An 18,669-nucleotide genomic window follows, 5' to 3' on the forward strand; every position below is an offset into this window, starting at 1 on the left:
GATTTAGTACTTAGATTTAGCACATAGATTTAGCGCTTAGGCTCCCAAGTTTACGCATTATCATAATGCCTAAACTTGAGGCTGAATAATTGATGGTGGTTAATAGGTATTAATCAAACCTCAAGTATAAAAAAGGACTGCAATTGCAGTCCTTTTTTTGTGTTTTGCTAATAATATTGAAGCTTAGCCAATATATTGCTTAATCTGCTCTAGCACGCCAGCGCCATCAAGCTTTAATTCTTGAATAATTTCATCAGGCGCACCATGTTTGATGAACTCATCTGGCAGGCCGATTTGCAGCACAGGCTTAATGATTTTCATTTTCTGTAATGCTTCAATCACACCACTACCAGCACCGCCCATAATGGCGTTTTCTTCAAGCGTGACGATAATATCATGACTATTGGCAAGTTCAGCCAGTAGTGCTTCATCTAGAGGCTTAACAAAGCGCATATCTGCAACGGTAGCATCTAAGGCTTCTGCAGCTTCAAGAGCAGCAGCTAAAGTGGTTCCGAAGTTCACAATGGCAATACTGCTTTTCTTGCTTGTGCTTTGAATATCAGCGCCTTGTCGTTTAATGACACCTTTACCGATGGGTATTTCAGTCATCACTTCAGTTTGCTCGATACCTGTGGCACTACCGCGAGGGTAACGAACAGCTGTAGGACCTGCTTTATAACGATAACCTGTATATAGCATCTGACGACATTCATCTTCATCAGACGGTGCCATTATCACCATGTTAGGTACGCAGCGTAAGAAACTTAAATCAAATGCGCCTTGGTGGGTTGGGCCATCAGCGCCAACGATACCGCCACGGTCTATGGCGAATAATACCGGTAAACGTTGTAAGGCCACATCATGAATGATTTGGTCATAACCACGTTGCAAGAAGGTAGAATAAATGGCCACAACAGCATTAAAGCCTTCACAAGCAAAACCCGCACCTAAGGTAACAGCATGTTGCTCAGCAATCGCGGCATCAAAGTATTGTTTAGGGAATTTTTGCGAAAACTCAACCATTCCTGAACCTTCACGCATGGCAGGTGTAATGGCTAACAGTTTTTCATCTTCCTTAGCTACGTCACAAAGCCACTTACCAAACACTTGTGAGAAGGTCGGTGAGCTAGGTTTCGCTTTAGGTTTTCTAAACTGAGTGTGGTCAAATTTGGGTACTGCGTGCCAGCCAATAGGATCTTTCTCTGCTGGCTCATAACCACGACCTTTCTTGGTCATGATATGCAATATTTGTGGTCCTTTAAGATCACGCATATTGCGTAAGGTTTCAACTAAAGAATCAACATCGTGACCGTCAATTGGGCCAATATAGTTGAAGCCAAGTTCTTCAAATAAAGTCCCTGGTACAACCATGCCTTTAAGGTGTTCTTCAGTGCGCTTTGCCATTTCTTTGATGACAGGCATGCCCTTAAGCACTTTTTTACTACCTTCACGAATGGTGGTGTAAAAACGGCCTGACATCAATTGGGCTAAATGGTTGTTTAATGCACCGACGTTTTCAGAGATTGACATCTCGTTGTCATTTAACACAACTAACATGTCATTGTGTAAGTCACCTGCGTGGTTCATGGCTTCAAATACCATGCCGCCAGTCATTGCACCGTCACCGATAACAGCAACGACTTTACGATCTTTCTGCTCTTTTTCAGCAGCAACAGCCATGGCTAATGCCGCACTGACAGAAGTGCCAGAGTGACCAACACTGAATGTGTCATATTCACTTTCTTCGCGCCAAGGGAAAGGATGCAATCCATTTTTTTGACGAATAGTGTGCATCTGGTCTCGACGACCCGTTAAGATTTTATGTGGGTAAGCTTGATGTCCTACATCCCAAACCACGCGATCAAATGGCGTGTTGTAGACATAGTGAAGCGCTACTGTTAATTCAACAGTACCCAAGCCTGAAGCAAAATGGCCACTCGAGTTGCTGACTGATTTTAGCAAGAATTGTCTTAGCTCATCAGACAGTTGTGGCAGCATGCCTTGAGGCAGCTTTTTTAAATCTTCAGGCGTATTAGCTTGTGCCAATACCGGAAATTGAGAATTATCGAAACTCATAAGGAGATAAACTGTCTCTTTTATAATCTTCGCGCAATGATATAGCGGGCGAAGTCTGCAATTAACTGGCTATTGTAGGTTAAATTTGCCAGCGCTGATAGTGCATCGTTAATTAGTTGCTCGGCACATTCATTTGCACCTTGCAGTCCAAGCAAGCGAGGAAAAGTACTCTTGTTCGCTTCTTCATCACTGCCTTGGGGCTTACCTAACTCTTCAGTGCTAGATGTGATGTCTAAAATGTCATCTTGAACTTGAAAAGCTAAGCCGATATTAGCGGCGAACTCTCTAATAATCCGTTGTTCTTTTTGACTTGCATTAGCAGCAATTAAAGCCAACTCTGCAGCACAACTGATCAGCGCACCGGTTTTTTTATTATGTAATTGGGTTAACTGTTCAAGGTTGATACGTTTGTCTGTTGAGCTGAGATCAATTGCTTGACCGCCACACATACCACTATAACCTGATGCTTTTGCTAACGCGGTGACCATTGCTAATTGTTGCTGCGCCGATATGTTGTCATTTGGCTGGCATATCAGCTCAAAAGCCAATGTTTGTAATGCATCACCAGCAAGAATGGCTGTGGCTTCATCAAAAGCGATATGAACAGTGGGTTTGCCTCTGCGAAGGGCATCATCATCCATCGCTGGTAAGTCATCATGAATTAATGAGTAAGCATGGATACATTCGATGGCTGCAGCTGCATTATCTAGTAAAGCTAAATCTGCGCCTAACATTTCGCCAATGCTGTAAACCATAAAAGGGCGAATTCGTTTGCCGCCTAATAAAGCCCCATGGCTCATCGCTGCTTTTAATTCAGGGGCACTATCGTCGAGTTCTGCAAGTTTATTTCTCAGAACGTTATCGACGCGTTGTTGATACTTTTCAATTGCTTGGGCTAACACTTATTCGCCTTCAACGGTAAATGGGCTCAGGTTAGTATCATCTTCATCTAATAAGATGGATACTTTCTGTTGTGCTTGTTCAAGCTTGGATTGGCTTTGGCGAACCAACTTTATTCCACGCTCAAATTGTTTGAGGGCACTGTCTAATGTGACTTCACCTTGCTCAAGATCTGCAACAATGTTTTCAAGCTCCGATAAGGACTCTTCAAAACTAAGATTCTCAGGTTTTTTTGCCACAATAATGTTTCCTTATGTTGTGCGCAGAACAAAGTATATCAGGGCGAGCTAAGGGTCAAATTGAGTCGTAGTTTATTTGCTCAATAGCACGCTTTGTGACTGAAAAATTATACAATGAGTAAAATAACTCTAAACTTGGGCTAAGTTTGACCGATAACTATAACGAATGCCAGTTTCCTTCATCGACAAGTATTATTCATAAGTTATATTGAAAATGCTTTTTATACCGTGGAATTGATTGATTTTTTTACACCACTGGCTATTTTTTTAAAGAATGCTGGCTATCGAGTGTTTTTTTAGTAATTGAACTATTATCACTGACACTCAGGGTGTTACATTAATATCGATAAGACGGTTAACCATTTTACGGTTTTAATCAGTAGGCAGCATTATAAGACTGCAATCAAGGAGACATTGTGGATTTAGCAACCCTAATAGGTTTAATCGGAGCCTTTGCTTTTATTATTGGGTCTATGGTCAGCAGTGGCGGTATTTCAATATTTGTTGATGTGCCATCAGTGATGATTGTATTTATTGGTTCATTGTTCGTTGTAATGATGAAGTACAATTTAAAGCAATTTCTGGGTGCTGTTAAAATTGGCGCTAAAGCTTTTATGTTTAAAATCGATAAGCCAGAAGATTTAATCGAACAATCGGTTAATATGGCTGATGCTGCCCGTAAAGGTGGATTTTTGGCATTAGAAGAGGCTCAAATCACTAATAGCTTTATGCAGAAAGCCGTTGATATGTTGGTCGATGGACATGATGGCGATGTGGTTCGTGAAGCCTTAGAAAAAGATATTGCACTTACTGAAGAACGTCATAAAACCGGTGTTGGTATATTTAAGTCTCTAGGTGATGTTGCGCCAGCAATGGGGATGATCGGTACCTTGATTGGCCTCGTTGCCATGTTATCTAATATGGATGATCCTAAATCGATTGGTCCATCAATGGCCGTTGCTTTGTTAACAACGCTTTATGGCGCGATAATTGCGAACATGATTGCGATCCCGATTGCCGATAAACTTCAATTAAGAATGAGTGAAGAATTGCTCAACCGTAATTTGATTATGGATGCCGTATTAGCGATTCAAGATGGCCAAAACCCGCGTGTAATCGAAGGTTTCCTTAAAAACTACTTATCTGAAAAATCACGTCAAATTGATACAACGGACGGAGAATAACTCATGGCTAAGAAGGCCAAGTGTGATTGTCCACCGCCTGGAGCGCCATTGTGGTTAGCGACATTTGCTGACCTGATGTCGTTGTTGATGTGTTTCTTCGTTCTACTGCTAGCATTCTCTGAAATGGATGTGATGAAGTTCAAACAAATTGCTGGCTCGATGAAGTACGCATTTGGCGTACAAAATAAAGTGGAAGTAAAAGATATTCCTAAAGGAACGTCAGTCATCGCATTGGAGTTTCGACCTGGTAAACCTGATCCGACACCGATTGAAATTATTAATCAGCAAACCAATGAAATGACCCAACAAACCATTGAGTATCAAGCGGGTGATGATGCCAGTGCGGGCGGTGTGCAAAAACAACAAGGTGAAAACAGAGGCGGTAATGCAGCTGCTACAGCACAACAGCAAGCTCAAGCACAAGAATCTCAGTCATCATCAGAGCAAGAAAACATTAACGATCAAGTTAAAAAGATGGCCGAGAAACTCAACGAAGAGATTGTTGATGGTGCAATTGAAATCGAATCATTAGGTCAACAAATCATAATTCGAATTCGAGAGAAAGGTTCATTTGCCTCAGGCTCTGGTTTCTTACAGCCGCGATTTAAACCTGTTGTCCGCTCTATTGGTGACTTGCTCAAAGATGTTCCGGGGATCATTACTGTCTCAGGACATACCGATGGCATGCATATCAGTAATGAGCTTTATAGTTCTAACTGGGATTTATCGAGTAAGCGTGCGGTTGCTGTGGCTCACGAACTTGCGAAAGTGAAAGGTTTTGATGAGGCGAGAATGAGAGTGGTTGGCATGGCATCAAACTCGCCACTAGTCCCCAATGACTCTAATCAAAATCGCAGTAGAAATCGCCGCGTTGAAATTTCTATTGAGCAAGGTAAAGCAAAAGAGTCGAGAGAAATTGAAGCTATCCCGCAGCAATAAAGGGCGCGGATTAATCAATTATATCAGTTTACAATCGGATATTTTTCGAGTTCGTTTTTGTTGATTTAAATGATTTTAAACGAGTTTTACGCAGACTATAAAAGGCCGTTTTAATAATTGTGATTCACTTTTATTAACGCGGCTTTTTTGATGTTTTCTAGTTTATAAACCCAAATGCGCTCTCGCCTAGGTATTGCTATTTAATGTGTTTGGTTAATAGTCAATTTTTGCTATAATCCCGCCCTTAAATGGCTGGTCACTGTCCAGTCATCGTTTTTTATGCCTTTTTAGTCACTAATATGAATGCCATAAGCGTCTTTTTGGCTAGATAAAATTACTGCTTAATAAGGCTTATACCGAACCAGATGCCCGCGGAAATCCAATGAAGTTTATCGTAAAGCTATACCCAGAAATCATGATGAAAAGTAAAACCGTTAGAATGCGTTTTACTAAAATCCTTGAAACTAACATTCGCAATGTACTTAAAAAAGTTGATGAAGACGTAAGAGTACAGCGCCAATGGGATCGCATTATGATCCACGTAGCTAGCGATGAACAAGCCAGAGTTGATGCAATTTCTGCACGTCTAGAGTGTATTCCTGGTATTGCCCATGTTATTCAAGTAGATGAATACAGCTTCGATTCTATTGATGATATTTATCAGCAAGTGCTACCTGTTTATAAAGACGAATTGGCAGGCAAAACGTTCTGTGTTCGTGTAAAACGTACAGGTAAGCATGACTTTAATTCGATTGAGGTTGAGCGTTATGTGGGTGGCGGATTAAATCAGCACACTGAAGCCGCAGGCGTTAAGCTTAAAAGTCCTGATATGACAGTCAATTTAGAAATTGATCACGAGAAACTGTATATGGTTGTTCGTCGTATTGAAGGTTTGGGTGGATTCCCAATGGCCACTCAAGAAGACGTGTTATCACTTATCTCTGGTGGTTTTGATTCAGGTGTTTCTAGCTACCAATTTATTAAGAAAGGTGCACGTACCCATTACTGCTTCTTTAACTTGGGCGGCGCTCAACACGAAATCGGTGTGAAGCAGGTTGCTTATCATCTATGGCAGAAATACGGTGAGTCTCACAAAGTTCGTTTCATCACTGTGCCATTTGAACCTGTTGTTGAAGAAATTTTAGAAAGAATCGATAACGGTCAAATGGGGGTTATCTTAAAACGTGTCATGATGCGCGCCGCAACTAAAATTGCTGACAAGTATGGTATCCAAGCATTGGTGACTGGCGAAAGTTTAGGTCAAGTATCTAGCCAAACTCTCACTAATCTTAACGTAATTGACCGTTGTACTGATCTGTTAATCTTGCGCCCGCTTATTACAATGGATAAGCAAGACATTATTAACGAAAGCCGCAAAATTGGTACCGAAGATTTTGCTAAGGCAATACCTGAATATTGTGGTGTTATTTCGCAAAAGCCAACAGTTAAAGCTGTTCTAGCTAAGATTGAAGCGGAAGAGCTTAAATTTACTGAAGACTTAATTGATCGCGTCGTAAATGATGCAGTGGTTATCGATATTAAGCAAATCGCTGAAAAAGTAGAGACTACGGTCAGTGAAACAGAAACCGTTGAAGCAATTGATAATGGTGATATCGTTATTGATATCCGTGCTCAAGACGAAGAAGAGCAAAACCCGCTGAGTATCGAAGGTACTGAAATTTTAAAAATTCCTTTCTTTAAGTTAGCGACTCAGTTTGCTGATTTAGATAAAGAGAAAACTTACCTTTTATATTGTGACCGCGGTGTAATGAGTAAACTGCAAGCGCTTTACTTAACAGAGCAAGGTTATAGCAACGTGAAAGTGTACCGCCCTTAAGCAATATACATCTTGGTAAGCGATACAGATATTGTGGCGCGTTGATATTACTGAGGTTTGTTATTCCTGAAGCTTGAAATTGCAGATCATTGAAGTTGCAGTAATAACGGTTTAAAACTTATTAAATAATAGCTAGTGGTGTATTCCGCTAGCTATTTTTTTATCTTCTATTCTCAAGGTTTGCCGTTAGCTACTTTAAGTTGAACCCATATTGTGGTTTTCTATAAAAAATGGCCATAAAAAAACCGCATCACCATTAATTTGGCTAATGCGGTTTTTTTGAATCTGTTTTTACAGTAGATTATTCAGCAATGCGAACTTCTGCTGTGGTCACTGTTGTTTGATCTTCTTTCTCAGCAACTAATGAGCTTTTAACATCGACATCAACGTTGTTCTGCATTTCTGTCATACTTTGCTCAAATTCAGCGTTCATTGACGCTTGCAGGTCGCTGATATCAATTGTTGAATCTGTAGCGTTAGCTGCAAAAGCGAAAGTAGAAAGTAAAGTTACAGTTGCTAGGTTTTTTAAGTTAAACATAAAGGGTCGCCTCCGGGCTGACAAATCATACTGTCGGACGCTCCCTCTTTTCCATATTGAGATTGTCCAACTCACTAAATTTCAATGGTTATAATTTAAACGAATACAGTGTTCTTTACAAACGACAAAAAATAACGATAATCATTAGAAAAACTAATTAAAAAACGAGAGATTGATCACTATGTCGAGAAGATTGCCACCTTTGAACGCGGTCAAAGCTTTCGAAGCCGCTGCCAGACACTTGAGTTTTACTCGTGCGGCAGAAGAACTTTTTGTGACTCAAGCGGCGGTGAGTCATCAAATTAAAGCATTAGAAGATTTTTTAGGTTTAAAACTATTTCGCCGTAAAAACCGCTCGTTATTATTAACGGAAGAAGGCCAGAGTTATTTTCTCGATATCAAAGATATCTTTATCCAACTTGGGGAATCTACGGACCGCCTTTTAGCAAGAAGTGCGATAGGTTCATTAACGGTAAGTATGTCTCCAAGCTTTGCAATTCAATGGCTTGTGCCTCGATTGGCGAAGTTCAGTGAAAAAAATCCAGACATTGATGTGCGGATTAAAGCCGTAGATAGTGAAGCTGATTCATTAACTGATGACGTCGATGTTGCTATCTATTATGGTCAAGGCAATTGGCCTGGACTTCGCGCTGATAAGTTACGCAATGAAGTGCTTATTCCAGTTTGTTCGCCCTTGTTACTCAATGGCCCTAAACCATTAGAGAAACCCAGTGATTTAAAAAATCACACCTTATTGCATGACTCAAGTCGCCATGATTGGCAAGCTTGGTTTAGACAATGCGGGATTAGTGAAATTAATGTTAACTCGGGGCCGATATTCAGTCATTCGTCATTGGTTTTACAAGCAGCAGCTCATGGACAAGGTGTGGCATTAGGTTATAGCGTGCTTGCTCGACCTGATATTAAGGCGGGGCGATTAGTGTGTCCTTTCTCAGAAGTATTAGTGAGCAAAGATGCTTACTACTTGGTTTGTCAGCAAAATCATTCCGAACTCGGTAAAGTTGCCGCGTTTAGAGAGTGGATGGTTGACATGTTTGCCGAAGAATCACGTAGTGAGTTACTTGCTGGTTAAGCTCGGCGCGGTGCAATTTGCTTCGCCTAATATTATGTCTACATGATTACTGATAAGCCCAATAATGAAAAAACTTGAAAATAGACTAACACCAGCGCCTGAAATAGACATTGAATCGATTTTATTGGGCAAGCCCAGTAAAACTTTGGTGGTTTTTGCCCACGGCGCCGGCGCTAATATGCATTCCGATTTTATGGAGCAAGTGGCAAACGATCTTGCACAAACTGGCGTGCAAGTTTTACGGTTTAACTTCTTATATATGCAAGCCAACATGCAAGACGGTAAGCGTAGACCACCCGATAGAGCGCCTAAGTTACTTAATTACTATCAACAAGTGCTTGTTGATATTGAACATCAAATCAAACAGGGCAACTTAATTACGGAAAATATTATCCTCATGGGGAAATCCATGGGGGGAAGAATGTCAGCTATTATTACAACGCCTGAATTAAGTGATATCGCCAAAGTTGAAATCCACCCTGAGTTTGATCAAGTAAAAAAGCGAATCAAGGCAGTAATGTGTTTAGGTTATCCATTTGTGCCGCTAAAAGGGGGAGAGCCCCGTTTATCGCCGATAAATGATGCCTCAGTGCCTGTGATGGTGTTACAGGGAGAGCGTGATAAGTTTGGTGGCAAAACTGAAATACCACTTTGGCCGCTAAGCGATGCCATTAAGTTAGGCTGGATTATTGATGGCGATCATAGTTTTAAGCCAAGAAAGTCGTCAGGTGCCACTTTAGAGGCTAATCTGCAAGATTGTGTTGAGCAATGTAAGCAGTTTATCGATTTACACGTTTAATAATTTTTGATGATAGTTGAATTTTTAAAGGCAATGAAATGAAAAAAGGCTTGTTACTATTAGCTGCATTGAGTGGTTTTCTTGCGGTTGGTTTAGGCGCATTTGGCGCTCATGGACTTAAAAATATTGCTCCTCCTGAACTTGTGGCTATTTTTAAGCTGGGAGTGGATTATCATTTCTACCATACCTTTGCGATTATTGCGGTCGCTTTTGCTGGGCATTGGATATCTTCAAAATTACTTAATTGGGCAGCAGGCCTATTCTTTGTTGGGATATTACTGTTCTCTGGCTCGCTATATGTTTATGCATTCACAGGGGCTAAATGGATTGGCCCGATAACGCCAATGGGCGGCCTTTGTATGTTATTAGGTTGGTTACTGTTTGCGCTTGCTATCTTTAAGCATGAAGATAAAGTTTAGAATCACTTTGGATTAATAGCGTCAGCTTAATATCGTTTGATGTTTGATGATTAATATTGCTACAGAGCCGCACAAAGGCAACTTTTTGCGGCTTTGTTGTTTTCGCTTTTTATATCTTCAATTCACACAGTGTCTGTAAAGTTGCGTATAATGCAGCTCAATATTGTATTTTTAATTGTACTGACTAACGACACTCAATCTTGAGTCTCGTTTTGAAGCTTAAGGTTCACCATGAAAAACCTATTTTTGTTCTGCCGTGCAGGTTATGAAAAAGATTGTGCTGCAGAAATTCAACAGCGAGCAGCTGACTTGAATATTGGTGGTTTTGTTAAAACTAATACCAACGATGCCTATGTTATTTACCAATGCTTTGAAGAAGATGGTGGTGAACAGCTAGCCAAGAAAATCGAACTGAATTCGTTAGTCTTTGCCAGACAAATGTTTGCAGCTAATGACTTATTAAAAGGCTTGCCTGAAACTGACCGTGTTTCACCCGTTGTGGCGGCATTGTCAGGTGTCACTAAAGCAGGTGAATTAAGAGTCGAAACGCCTGATACCAATGAAGCTAAAGAATTATCTGGATTCTGTCGTAAGTTCACAGTGCCATTGCGCCAGGGGCTAAAAAAGTCAGGTTCATTACTTGCTCAAGAAAATGACAGAAGACCGATTATTCATGTTTGCTTTGTGGCACCAGGTCAGGCTTATGTGGGTTATTCATTAACAAACAACAGCTCGCCTCATTTTATGGGTATTCCACGCCTCAAAATGGCTGCAGATGCGCCAAGTCGTTCAAGCTTAAAGTTGGATGAAGCTTTTGGGCATTTCTTAACAAAGGAAGAGCAAGAGCAACGTTGTCGTTCAGGCCTGCATTCTGTTGATTTAGGGGCTTGTCCAGGAGGCTGGACTTATCAGCTAGTTCGCCGTGGTATGTTTGTGGCAGCTGTTGATAATGGACCTATGGATCAAAAGCTAATGGATACAGGACAAGTACGTCATTATCGTGCTGACGGTTTTCGTTTTGAGCCACCAAGAAAGAACATTTATTGGCTAGTGTGTGACATGGTAGAAAAGCCATCACGTGTTGCTGAGTTAATGGAAGCTTGGGCCATTAATGGTTGGTTTAAAGAAGCTATCTTTAATCTTAAACTCCCAATGAAGAGTCGCTATAAAGAAGTTAAACAAATTCTTGATACCATGGCTGTGATTTTAAAAGAAAATGAAATTGATGACTTTAAAATCCAATGTAAACATCTTTATCATGACCGTGATGAAGTGACGGTACATTTATGGGTTAAGCCTAATACAGCCTGGAACTTTCACGATTAAGTAGTAAACAGGCATAGCGAGTAAAAACAGATATTAAAAAGCCCTTAGTGAATCACTAAGGGCTTTTTGTTAAAGCTTTTTTATTATTTACCGACTGATTGTCAGGTAAATTAACCTAAACGGTCAATAACAGCTTGGGTGAAGTCAGTAGTACCATGAGTACCGCCTAAATCACGAGTAGTACGGTCGCCTTCTTCGATCACTGCAGATACTGCTGCGCGGATCATTTCAGCTTTGTCAGCCATACCTAAGTATTCAAGCATCTGGATAGAAGCAAGAATTACAGACGTTGGGTTAGCTAAGTTTTTACCCGCGATATCAGGTGCGCTACCATGAACAGCTTCGAAAATAGCAGCATCTTTACCGATGTTAGCACCAGGTGCCATGCCTAAACCGCCGACTAGACCTGCACATAAGTCAGATAAGATATCGCCGAATAAGTTAGTGGTGACCAAAACGTCGAAATTTTCTGGATTCATAACCAACTTCATACAAGTTGCGTCAACAATCATTTCTTCTGTTTCGATATCTGGGTAACGTTCACTTACTTCACGTGCCACTTTCAAGAATAAACCTGAAGTTGATTTCATGATGTTAGCTTTATGAACGATAGTCACTTTTTTACGGTTTTCTTTACGTGCTAGTTCGTAGGCAAATGTTGTGATTTGCTCAGCGCCTTGGCGTGTAATGATACTGGTGGCTTCTGCTGTTGCGCCGTCATCAGATACTTTTTGACCTAAACCTGAGTACATACCTTCCGTGTTCTCACGAACGGTAATGATATCAATGTTGTCGTAACGTGCTTGAGTACCGTTAAATGAAAGTACTGGGCGTACGTTTGCATATAGGCTGAATTTTTTACGTAAGCTCACGTTAATTGAAGTGAAGCCTTCTCCAACAGGTGTTGTTAAAGGTCCTTTCAATGTAATACGGTTTTTTTCGATTAGGTCTAAGGTACGCTGTGGTACTAATTCACCTTGCTTTTCTAGTGCGGCTAAACCGGCGTCTGCAAATTCATATTCAAAGTCGCAACCAGCTTTGTCGAGAATCTTTAAAGCGGAATCGATAATGCTTGGTCCAATCCCGTCACCTGGGATTACGGTTATAGTACGTTTTGGCATGGATAGTCCTTCCACTTAGTGGTTACTGCATTTTCCTGTCAGTGTTAATAACACTGTTACGGGACGATTAACTAACGGTTCTGTTGCGGCGCATTTTAACGAATTTTGAAATTTTTTTACAGGATTTAGTGAGATAAATCACATATTTTTTAAGTTTTTTAAGTTAATCCTCAGCTGATTGCTTTAAGATATTCACAACAGCTTAAATTAAAGCTTCAATATGCGTCATATTTAGACCGTGATTGTTGCTGATTCGTTAATTGGTTCGGTTAATTTACCAAGATAGCTTATTGAGATTAGATTTTTTGAACAGACGACTTTGGTCTAACAGTTTAAAAAATAAACTTAATTATTGTTTTTGCTAAAAAGAGAACAGAATTATACATTGATGGTAAACGATCTATTTCCACTCATGTAAAATATGTCGTTTCTTATGTTTAAGCGTTAGGATGAGTCTTCAAGACTTAGCCGTTTAAAAATAATAAATATAACGAGGATGACTTTGAAGTTACATAAACTTATTCCCTTGACGTTACTCACAGCGTCAATGTCGCTTGCTGCGGCTGAACAACCCACTTCATTATCGCTAAATGACATTATGCATTTTGAAACGCTTAAGCAGCCAGTGATTTCTGATAATGGAAAGACCATCGCTGTTGAAGCAATGCCTGATAGAGGTGATAGCCGGGCACTGATCAATATTGTTGAATCTAAGAAGCAGTTTGTTATTGCTGGCGGCTCAGATGTTAAGCTTAACAGCCAAGGCAGTTTTGCCATTGCGACGCTTAATCCGACGTTATTAGAAAAGAAGACATTAAAAAAATCGGAACTGCATTCAGGGCTTGCATTATTCAACACCGAAACGGCTGAACAACAAAACTTCGAGAAAGTGAAACATGCAGAGTTTAGCCAGGATGGACTCTTTTTAGCGATTTGGTTTGAAGCTGAAGAAGCCGAGGGTGATGAAGATAAAGACGCACCTAGTATCAATGAAAAAGACATTGGCAGTGCAATAAAACTGATTCATTTAGCTGACAACTCAAGCCACGATTTTGACAATGTGACTCAATTTAGTTTTGACCGCGTCGGTAAAAACTTTGTTGTTGCTATTAATGATATCAAAACAAATCAACACCTCATTAAAAAAGTTAACTTAACTAATAATACCCTTAAGCAAGTGTTTAAAAACATTGATAGCCAGGTTGGAGAGCTAAGTTTATCTGATGATGGTCAATGGCTCGCTTTCACTCAAGGAGACGCTAAAGTCGAACGTGATGAGCGTGAATATCAGCTTTCACTATTAAACTTAACCACATTTAAATTGAAAGAAACGCCACAGGATGATGACTGGACATTAAACCAATATTCTAAAGTGTTTTTCTCTGAAGACAGTTTGCGACTCTTTATTGGCCGCGTACCTCAAGTTGATAAAGTGGTTTCGTTAGCAGAGATCGAGTCTGAAGCTGACTTATATGATACCAGTGTGGTTACAGGTCTTCGTAATTTGAAAGTGTGGCATGGCGATGACCCAAAGATAAAGCCTCATGAAGTTAAGCAATATTCAAAAGAGCAACAACGCACTTATTTATCTGTACTGCACGTAAAAGCAAATCGCATCGTCCAACTTGCTGATGAAGCGATTCCAGATGTGCAATATGGAGAGCAGCAACGTTATCTACTGGCGACCTCAGATGTGCCATATCAGAAAATGATCACTTGGGCGGGTTTTTACCAAGACGTTTATCTGGTTGATTTAAATACTGGTAGAAAGTTGCAGTTACTGACTCAGCATCCATCTAATGAAATGCCAACATTATCGCCAAATGCACGCTTTGTTGCTTATTATCAACAAGGCCAGCTATTTATGTACGATATTGCAGGCGTGAGAAGACACACCATCTCAAAAGATATTAGTGTTAGTTTTGCCAATGAAGATCATGATTATCCAGGTAATGCACCGAGCTATGGTTTCGGTTCTTGGTTAGCAGATGGCTCAGGCATTATTGCCTATGACAAATATGACATTTGGCAGTTTAACTCGTCATCTTTTGACGGCTTTATGTTGTCAAAAGGGGAAGGGCGTAAGACTAAAACGCAACTGCGTATAGAAGGGCAATACGAAGACGGCGATGTGCCTGCTGTTGTCACACAAGATCAATCATTGCTGATTCATGGTTATAACGAAACCACTAAAGCCGACAGTCTTTATAGTGCTACAGTTGGCGTCTCTAGTTTGACCGAATTAGTTGATAGTAACGCTAAACTGAAAATTTTAGCGCGCAGTAAAAATGCAGACACTATCGTGTATTCGAAAGAGCGTTATGATTTGTTTCCAGATCTTTATACCGCTAGCGTGAACTCACCAAATGATGCTGTAAAACAAACTGATTTAGACAAGCAACGTGATGGCTTTGATTGGGCAAGTGCTGAGTTGGTTCAGTGGAGCGATGCTGATGGTCGTAAAACTGATGGCGTATTGATTAAACCCACTCATTATCAAGAAGGTAAGCAATACCCTGTCATGGTGTATTTTTACCGCTTTATGAGCGACCGGTTACATTCATTCCCGCATATGGCGATAAACCATCGTCCTAACTTTGCTTGGTATGCTGACAATGGCTACGCTATTTTCTTGCCTGATATCCGTTTTGAAGTAGGTTATCCTGGGGCATCAGCAGTTAAAGGGTTAACTTCTGGCGTCCAAAAGCTTATCGATATGGGTATCGCCGATCCTGACGCTGTGGGGATTCAAGGGCATTCGTGGGGCGGCTATCAAACTGCTTTTGCGGTGACCCAGACGAATATATTTAAAGCTGCAGTAACAGGTGCGCCCGTATCGAACATGACCAGTGCATATAGTGGCATTCGTCATGGTTCAGGTTTAGCGCGTCAGTTTCAATACGAAACAGGACAAAGCCGTATTGCTGAAAGCTTGTTTCAATCACCACAGAAATATATAGAAAACTCACCAGTGTTTTATGCTGAACGTATTCAAACTCCGATGATGATTATGTTTGGTGATAAAGATGATGCGGTGCCTTGGGAACAAGGTGTTGAGTTATATCTGGCGATGCGCCGTACGGGAAAAGATGTGGTGTTCTTACAATATGAAGACGAACCACATCACTTGAAAAAGTACTCAAATAAATTGGATTACACGATTAGAATGAAGCAGTATTTTGACCATTACCTAAAGGGTGCAGCTGCGCCAGAGTGGTTGGAAAAAGGCGAAGCTTATAAAGAATATAAGTAGCTACCTATATTCATTTAATCGAGCTAAATTGACTCAGTTAAGTCCAATAAAAATGCCACATTAAGTGGCATTTTTTATGTTTGCATGACGCTGGGTTCATTGATTAATACAACAGGTTTAGCAAAATCAATTCAGTGATTAGGCAATGAGCCTTTTAGCGTTACTTCTGGGTATAGCTTGTGGCTTCCGCTTCTACAACTGGTAACACAGCTGTTGTCGAGGTCACAGGCTCTACAATGTTATTTAAAATTGGGATCTGCAAGAACTGGTCATAAGTTTCTTGCCCCCATGCAATCAGCTGCTCATCTTTAAACAACAAAGGTGTACACTCATCTTTGGTGGTTTTGCCATCAGATTTTACGTGGTGCGTTCGATAAAACATAATTTGAAAGTTTGCGCTATCGGAAGCTTTGGCTTCGGTAAAGTCAGCTCGACCCATCTGTTGACGAATGCTTTGAATACTTTGCCCAATGGTTATTTCGCTCAGCATCCTATGGTTAAACTCTTGTCTTTCTTGCCAGCTTCGATCTTCAGGACGAGGCTCATAAATGATGACAACGGTGATTGCGAATACGACATAAGCGATAAACATTGATGCAATAAGCATGGAGAGGGAAGGTTTCATTGCTTAAGCATTCCTTTCGTTTTGGGCTGGGACTCTAAATTGTTTCAGATTGATATTAAGTGGCATATGGCATTGTAGCTGTGCCAGTTTATAACTTACCCGTGCCATATCTTTGCCATCTAATAATTTTTGAGCTTGCTTTGCCCCAAGGTTATCGATTGATTTATATAAGTTGGCGAGGCTACGAAATTTATTTAATAAGTCTGCAGCTGATTTGGGGCCAATGCCAGCAATCCCTGGCACTTTATTGCCAGAATCACCTGCTAGAGCGATAAAGTCTAATATTTGATTTTGCTGAACGGCTAACTTCTTTTCGTATTCTTTTATCTCAAAATACTGTTGTTTGAAGTGGTCCCAGATATCGATATTCGATTGGCTAATTTGACCAAAACCTTTGTCCGTCGACACTATGATCGCTTTGCCATTATTTTCAGCGATTTTTGTGGCTAAGGTTGCAATGACATCATCAGCTTCAGAGGCAGCGTCATGTGAATGTATGTTGGCTTCTGCTAAGGCAACTTTAATATCAGCTAATCCAGATTTTAACGCTGCTGGCATGGGCTTGCGGCCTTTCTTATAATCTGGGTATAAGCGCTTTCGCCAGGATTCTTCATCGCCGTCCCACACTACAATCGCATGAGTGGGTTTATGGTGATTTAGAAGCTTTTTTGACGCAGATATTGTGCGCTCTTTGACACTGGCAATATCATTTTCATCTGGTAATACAGCATGAATACGTCTAACAAGATTGAGACCATCAATGATCAATAGTTTATTCATGTTTTATCTTTTCGTTGCTGGTGGCATGACTCAAGTGAGTCGTTGCAGGGAATATTTTATTATTAATATCACAGAGAAAGTCTATTTCATGTGACGCAAATTGTGATGACTAATCATATAGCTATTTAACGTGATATTAAACAACGCCCTGCATTTTACTTGGCCAAAGTGGCTTCTAGTCATCAGGGGTAACAATTTGATAGCAAGGGACATAAGCGCTACCTGGCAGCTTCATTCTTTGTTGCTTAACAAAAGCGTTTAGCAATTTATCCATCATCGTCATTAGTTGTTTATCACCACGGATTTCAAAGGGGCCAAACTCGTCGATTAATTTGATGGTATCGCTTTTTACATTACCAGCCACAATCCCTGAAAATGCGCGCCTAAGTGTTGCGGCAAGCTCAGCTTTGTTTGGTTGAAAGTATAAATGCAAGTTCCCCATCACATCATGAGTAGGCTCAAAAGGTAGTTGAAATTCAGGCTCTATTTTTAATGACCACTGAAATTGATAGGCATCGCCTAAACTTTTACGCATCTCTTTTACCTTCAGCATGCCTTGTTTCATTATGCGGCCGACAGCAACTGGGTCATCAATAACGATTTGATACTTGTCCTGTGCTTCTTGACCTAGCGTTGCGCCAATAAAGGCATCAATTTCTATGAAATAGTCAGCGCTCTCTTTGGGACCAGTTAGAATGAGCGGGAAGGGTAAATCTTGGTTTGCGTGATTGAGTAAAATCCCCAGAATATACAGTAATTCCTCAGCTGTACCTGCACCGCCAGGAAAGATAATGATACCGTGCCCTAAGCGAACAAAGGCTTCTAAACGTTTTTCGATATCAGGTAATATGACTAATTCATTGACGATTTGATTTGGAGGCTCAGCGGCTATAATACTGGGTTCTGTTAAGCCGATATAACGTGCATTACTGACTCGCTGTTTTGCGTGTCCAATCGCAGCGCCTTTCATCGGGCCTTCCATCGCGCCAGGGCCACAACCGGTACAGATATCTAAGCCTCTTAATCCCAACTCGTAGCCGACTTCACGGGTGTATTGATATTCAATGGGGTTAATACTATGACCGCCCCAACAAACAACCACATTGGGATCTTTCATCGGAGAAATGACTCTGGCATTACGCAGAATATCGAACACCACATTGGTGATGTGACTGGCATTGGTCAGGTTGATATGCTTTAAATTATCATATTTATTGTCGATATAGACAATGTCTCGTAAGACTGCAAATAGATGCTCTTGAATGCCCGAAATAATTTCTCCGTCGACAAAGGCCTGCTCTGGAGGGTTGATTAATTCAATTAATAGGCCCCGCTCACGCTGTAGTACATTGATATCAAAATTGGCGTAAGTGTCAAATAGGGTTTTTGAGTTATCACTTTGCAAACCAGAGGCGAGGACAGCAAGGGAGCAGTTTCTTAGCAGTTGGTAAAGTTCACTTTTAGCGCTTTGCTTTAAACGATTAACTTCCATTTGAGACAGTTGATCTAAACTGCCTCTAGGGCTAATTTTTACAATCAT

At 40.7% G+C, this 18,669-nt stretch carries 16 protein-coding genes; 8 read left to right on the forward strand and 8 right to left on the reverse strand.

Translation table 11 applies throughout. The features are described 5' to 3' along the window. Positions 1–183 precede the first annotated feature (183 nt). The 3 genes from dxs to xseB are packed head-to-tail and all read right to left on the reverse strand — an operon-like array spanning position 184 to position 3,215. The gene (dxs, locus tag BCU84_RS15880; protein ID WP_102529051.1) at positions 184–2,076 is read right to left on the reverse strand and encodes a 1-deoxy-D-xylulose-5-phosphate synthase; all 1,893 of its coding nucleotides are present in this window, start codon (positions 2,074–2,076) and stop codon (positions 184–186) included. A gap of 20 nt (positions 2,077–2,096) precedes the next feature. Further along, on the reverse strand, positions 2,097–2,978 hold the full coding sequence (gene ispA / locus BCU84_RS15885; RefSeq protein WP_102529052.1) for a (2E,6E)-farnesyl diphosphate synthase: 882 nt from the start codon (positions 2,976–2,978) through the stop codon (positions 2,097–2,099). After that, the gene (gene xseB / locus BCU84_RS15890; protein ID WP_102529053.1) at positions 2,979–3,215 is read right to left on the reverse strand and encodes an exodeoxyribonuclease VII small subunit; all 237 of its coding nucleotides are present in this window, start codon (positions 3,213–3,215) and stop codon (positions 2,979–2,981) included. 416 nt (positions 3,216–3,631) lie between these two features. Between xseB and pomA the strand changes: the two genes are divergently transcribed. The 3 genes from pomA (at position 3,632) to thiI (ending at position 7,175) form a co-directional block, all read left to right on the forward strand. Continuing rightward, positions 3,632–4,399: a flagellar motor protein PomA gene (gene pomA / locus BCU84_RS15895; RefSeq protein ID WP_102529054.1), complete on the forward strand. Its 768-nt coding sequence runs from the start codon at positions 3,632–3,634 to the stop codon at positions 4,397–4,399. Between the two features lie 3 nt (positions 4,400–4,402). Next, a complete protein-coding gene (locus BCU84_RS15900; protein WP_102529055.1) occupies positions 4,403–5,338 on the forward strand; it encodes a flagellar motor protein MotB in 936 nt (311 codons plus the stop codon). 382 nt (positions 5,339–5,720) lie between these two features. Further along, the gene (gene thiI / locus BCU84_RS15905; RefSeq protein WP_102529056.1) at positions 5,721–7,175 is read left to right on the forward strand and encodes a tRNA uracil 4-sulfurtransferase ThiI; all 1,455 of its coding nucleotides are present in this window, start codon (positions 5,721–5,723) and stop codon (positions 7,173–7,175) included. Between the two features lie 301 nt (positions 7,176–7,476). Here the strand turns inward: thiI and BCU84_RS15910 are convergent, their stop codons facing one another. Next, a complete protein-coding gene (locus BCU84_RS15910) occupies positions 7,477–7,713 on the reverse strand; it encodes a hypothetical protein (RefSeq protein ID WP_102529057.1) in 237 nt (78 codons plus the stop codon). Positions 7,714–7,894: 181 nt separating this feature from the next. Between BCU84_RS15910 and BCU84_RS15915 the strand changes: the two genes are divergently transcribed. The 4 genes from BCU84_RS15915 to rlmM all read left to right on the forward strand — a co-directional run bounded on the left by BCU84_RS15915 (position 7,895) and on the right by rlmM (position 11,350). Then, positions 7,895–8,806: a transcriptional regulator GcvA gene (locus BCU84_RS15915; protein WP_102529058.1), complete on the forward strand. Its 912-nt coding sequence runs from the start codon at positions 7,895–7,897 to the stop codon at positions 8,804–8,806. Between the two features lie 64 nt (positions 8,807–8,870). Beyond that, the gene (locus BCU84_RS15920) at positions 8,871–9,605 is read left to right on the forward strand and encodes an alpha/beta family hydrolase (RefSeq protein ID WP_102529059.1); all 735 of its coding nucleotides are present in this window, start codon (positions 8,871–8,873) and stop codon (positions 9,603–9,605) included. Between the two features lie 38 nt (positions 9,606–9,643). Beyond that, positions 9,644–10,024, forward strand: coding sequence for a DUF423 domain-containing protein (locus BCU84_RS15925; protein ID WP_102529060.1), 381 nt, complete (start codon positions 9,644–9,646; stop codon positions 10,022–10,024). Between the two features lie 231 nt (positions 10,025–10,255). Next, positions 10,256–11,350: a 23S rRNA (cytidine(2498)-2'-O)-methyltransferase RlmM gene (rlmM, locus tag BCU84_RS15930; RefSeq protein WP_102529061.1), complete on the forward strand. Its 1,095-nt coding sequence runs from the start codon at positions 10,256–10,258 to the stop codon at positions 11,348–11,350. Positions 11,351–11,460: 110 nt separating this feature from the next. On the opposite strand, the gene BCU84_RS15935 is transcribed toward rlmM, so the two are convergent. Then, positions 11,461–12,471, reverse strand: a complete 1,011-nt coding sequence (locus BCU84_RS15935) for an isocitrate dehydrogenase (protein ID WP_102529062.1) — start codon at positions 12,469–12,471, stop codon at positions 11,461–11,463. Between the two features lie 547 nt (positions 12,472–13,018). Here BCU84_RS15935 and BCU84_RS15940 point away from each other — a divergent pair. Further along, positions 13,019–15,724: a prolyl oligopeptidase family serine peptidase gene (locus BCU84_RS15940; protein ID WP_241906461.1), complete on the forward strand. Its 2,706-nt coding sequence runs from the start codon at positions 13,019–13,021 to the stop codon at positions 15,722–15,724. A gap of 160 nt (positions 15,725–15,884) precedes the next feature. Here the strand turns inward: BCU84_RS15940 and BCU84_RS15945 are convergent, their stop codons facing one another. The 3 genes from BCU84_RS15945 to ppnN all read right to left on the reverse strand — a co-directional run bounded on the left by BCU84_RS15945 (position 15,885) and on the right by ppnN (position 18,669). Further along, positions 15,885–16,349 carry a DUF3192 domain-containing protein gene (locus BCU84_RS15945; protein ID WP_102529064.1) on the reverse strand — a complete coding sequence of 155 codons (465 nt, stop codon included), beginning with the start codon at positions 16,347–16,349 and terminating at the stop codon, positions 15,885–15,887. Positions 16,350–16,352: 3 nt separating this feature from the next. Then, a complete protein-coding gene (gene xni / locus BCU84_RS15950; RefSeq protein WP_102529065.1) occupies positions 16,353–17,129 on the reverse strand; it encodes a flap endonuclease Xni in 777 nt (258 codons plus the stop codon). A gap of 175 nt (positions 17,130–17,304) precedes the next feature. Next, on the reverse strand, positions 17,305–18,669 hold the full coding sequence (gene ppnN, locus BCU84_RS15955) for a nucleotide 5'-monophosphate nucleosidase PpnN (protein ID WP_102529066.1): 1,365 nt from the start codon (positions 18,667–18,669) through the stop codon (positions 17,305–17,307).

It is taken from the genome of Shewanella sp. 10N.286.51.B7 (assembly GCF_002873615.1).
Lineage (GTDB): Bacteria > Pseudomonadota > Gammaproteobacteria > Enterobacterales > Shewanellaceae > Shewanella > Shewanella electrodiphila.

Bases quoted from the DNA above. Each gene is read 5' to 3' on its own strand.
- dxs (WP_102529051.1), bottom strand. From the start codon at position 2,076: ATGAGTTTCGATAATTCTCAATTTCCGGTATTGGCACAAGCTAATACG.
- BCU84_RS15900 (WP_102529055.1), top strand. From the start codon at position 4,403: ATGGCTAAGAAGGCCAAGTGTGATTGTCCACCGCCTGGAGCGCCATTG.
- thiI (WP_102529056.1), top strand. From the start codon at position 5,721: ATGAAGTTTATCGTAAAGCTATACCCAGAAATCATGATGAAAAGTAAA.
- BCU84_RS15910 (WP_102529057.1), bottom strand. From the start codon at position 7,713: ATGTTTAACTTAAAAAACCTAGCAACTGTAACTTTACTTTCTACTTTC.
- BCU84_RS15915 (WP_102529058.1), top strand. From the start codon at position 7,895: ATGTCGAGAAGATTGCCACCTTTGAACGCGGTCAAAGCTTTCGAAGCC.
- BCU84_RS15920 (WP_102529059.1), top strand. From the start codon at position 8,871: ATGAAAAAACTTGAAAATAGACTAACACCAGCGCCTGAAATAGACATT.
- BCU84_RS15925 (WP_102529060.1), top strand. From the start codon at position 9,644: ATGAAAAAAGGCTTGTTACTATTAGCTGCATTGAGTGGTTTTCTTGCG.
- rlmM (WP_102529061.1), top strand. From the start codon at position 10,256: ATGAAAAACCTATTTTTGTTCTGCCGTGCAGGTTATGAAAAAGATTGT.
- BCU84_RS15935 (WP_102529062.1), bottom strand. From the start codon at position 12,471: ATGCCAAAACGTACTATAACCGTAATCCCAGGTGACGGGATTGGACCA.
- BCU84_RS15940 (WP_241906461.1), top strand. From the start codon at position 13,019: ATGTCGCTTGCTGCGGCTGAACAACCCACTTCATTATCGCTAAATGAC.
- BCU84_RS15945 (WP_102529064.1), bottom strand. From the start codon at position 16,349: ATGAAACCTTCCCTCTCCATGCTTATTGCATCAATGTTTATCGCTTAT.
- xni (WP_102529065.1), bottom strand. From the start codon at position 17,129: ATGAATAAACTATTGATCATTGATGGTCTCAATCTTGTTAGACGTATT.
- ppnN (WP_102529066.1), bottom strand. From the start codon at position 18,669: ATGATTGTAAAAATTAGCCCTAGAGGCAGTTTAGATCAACTGTCTCAA.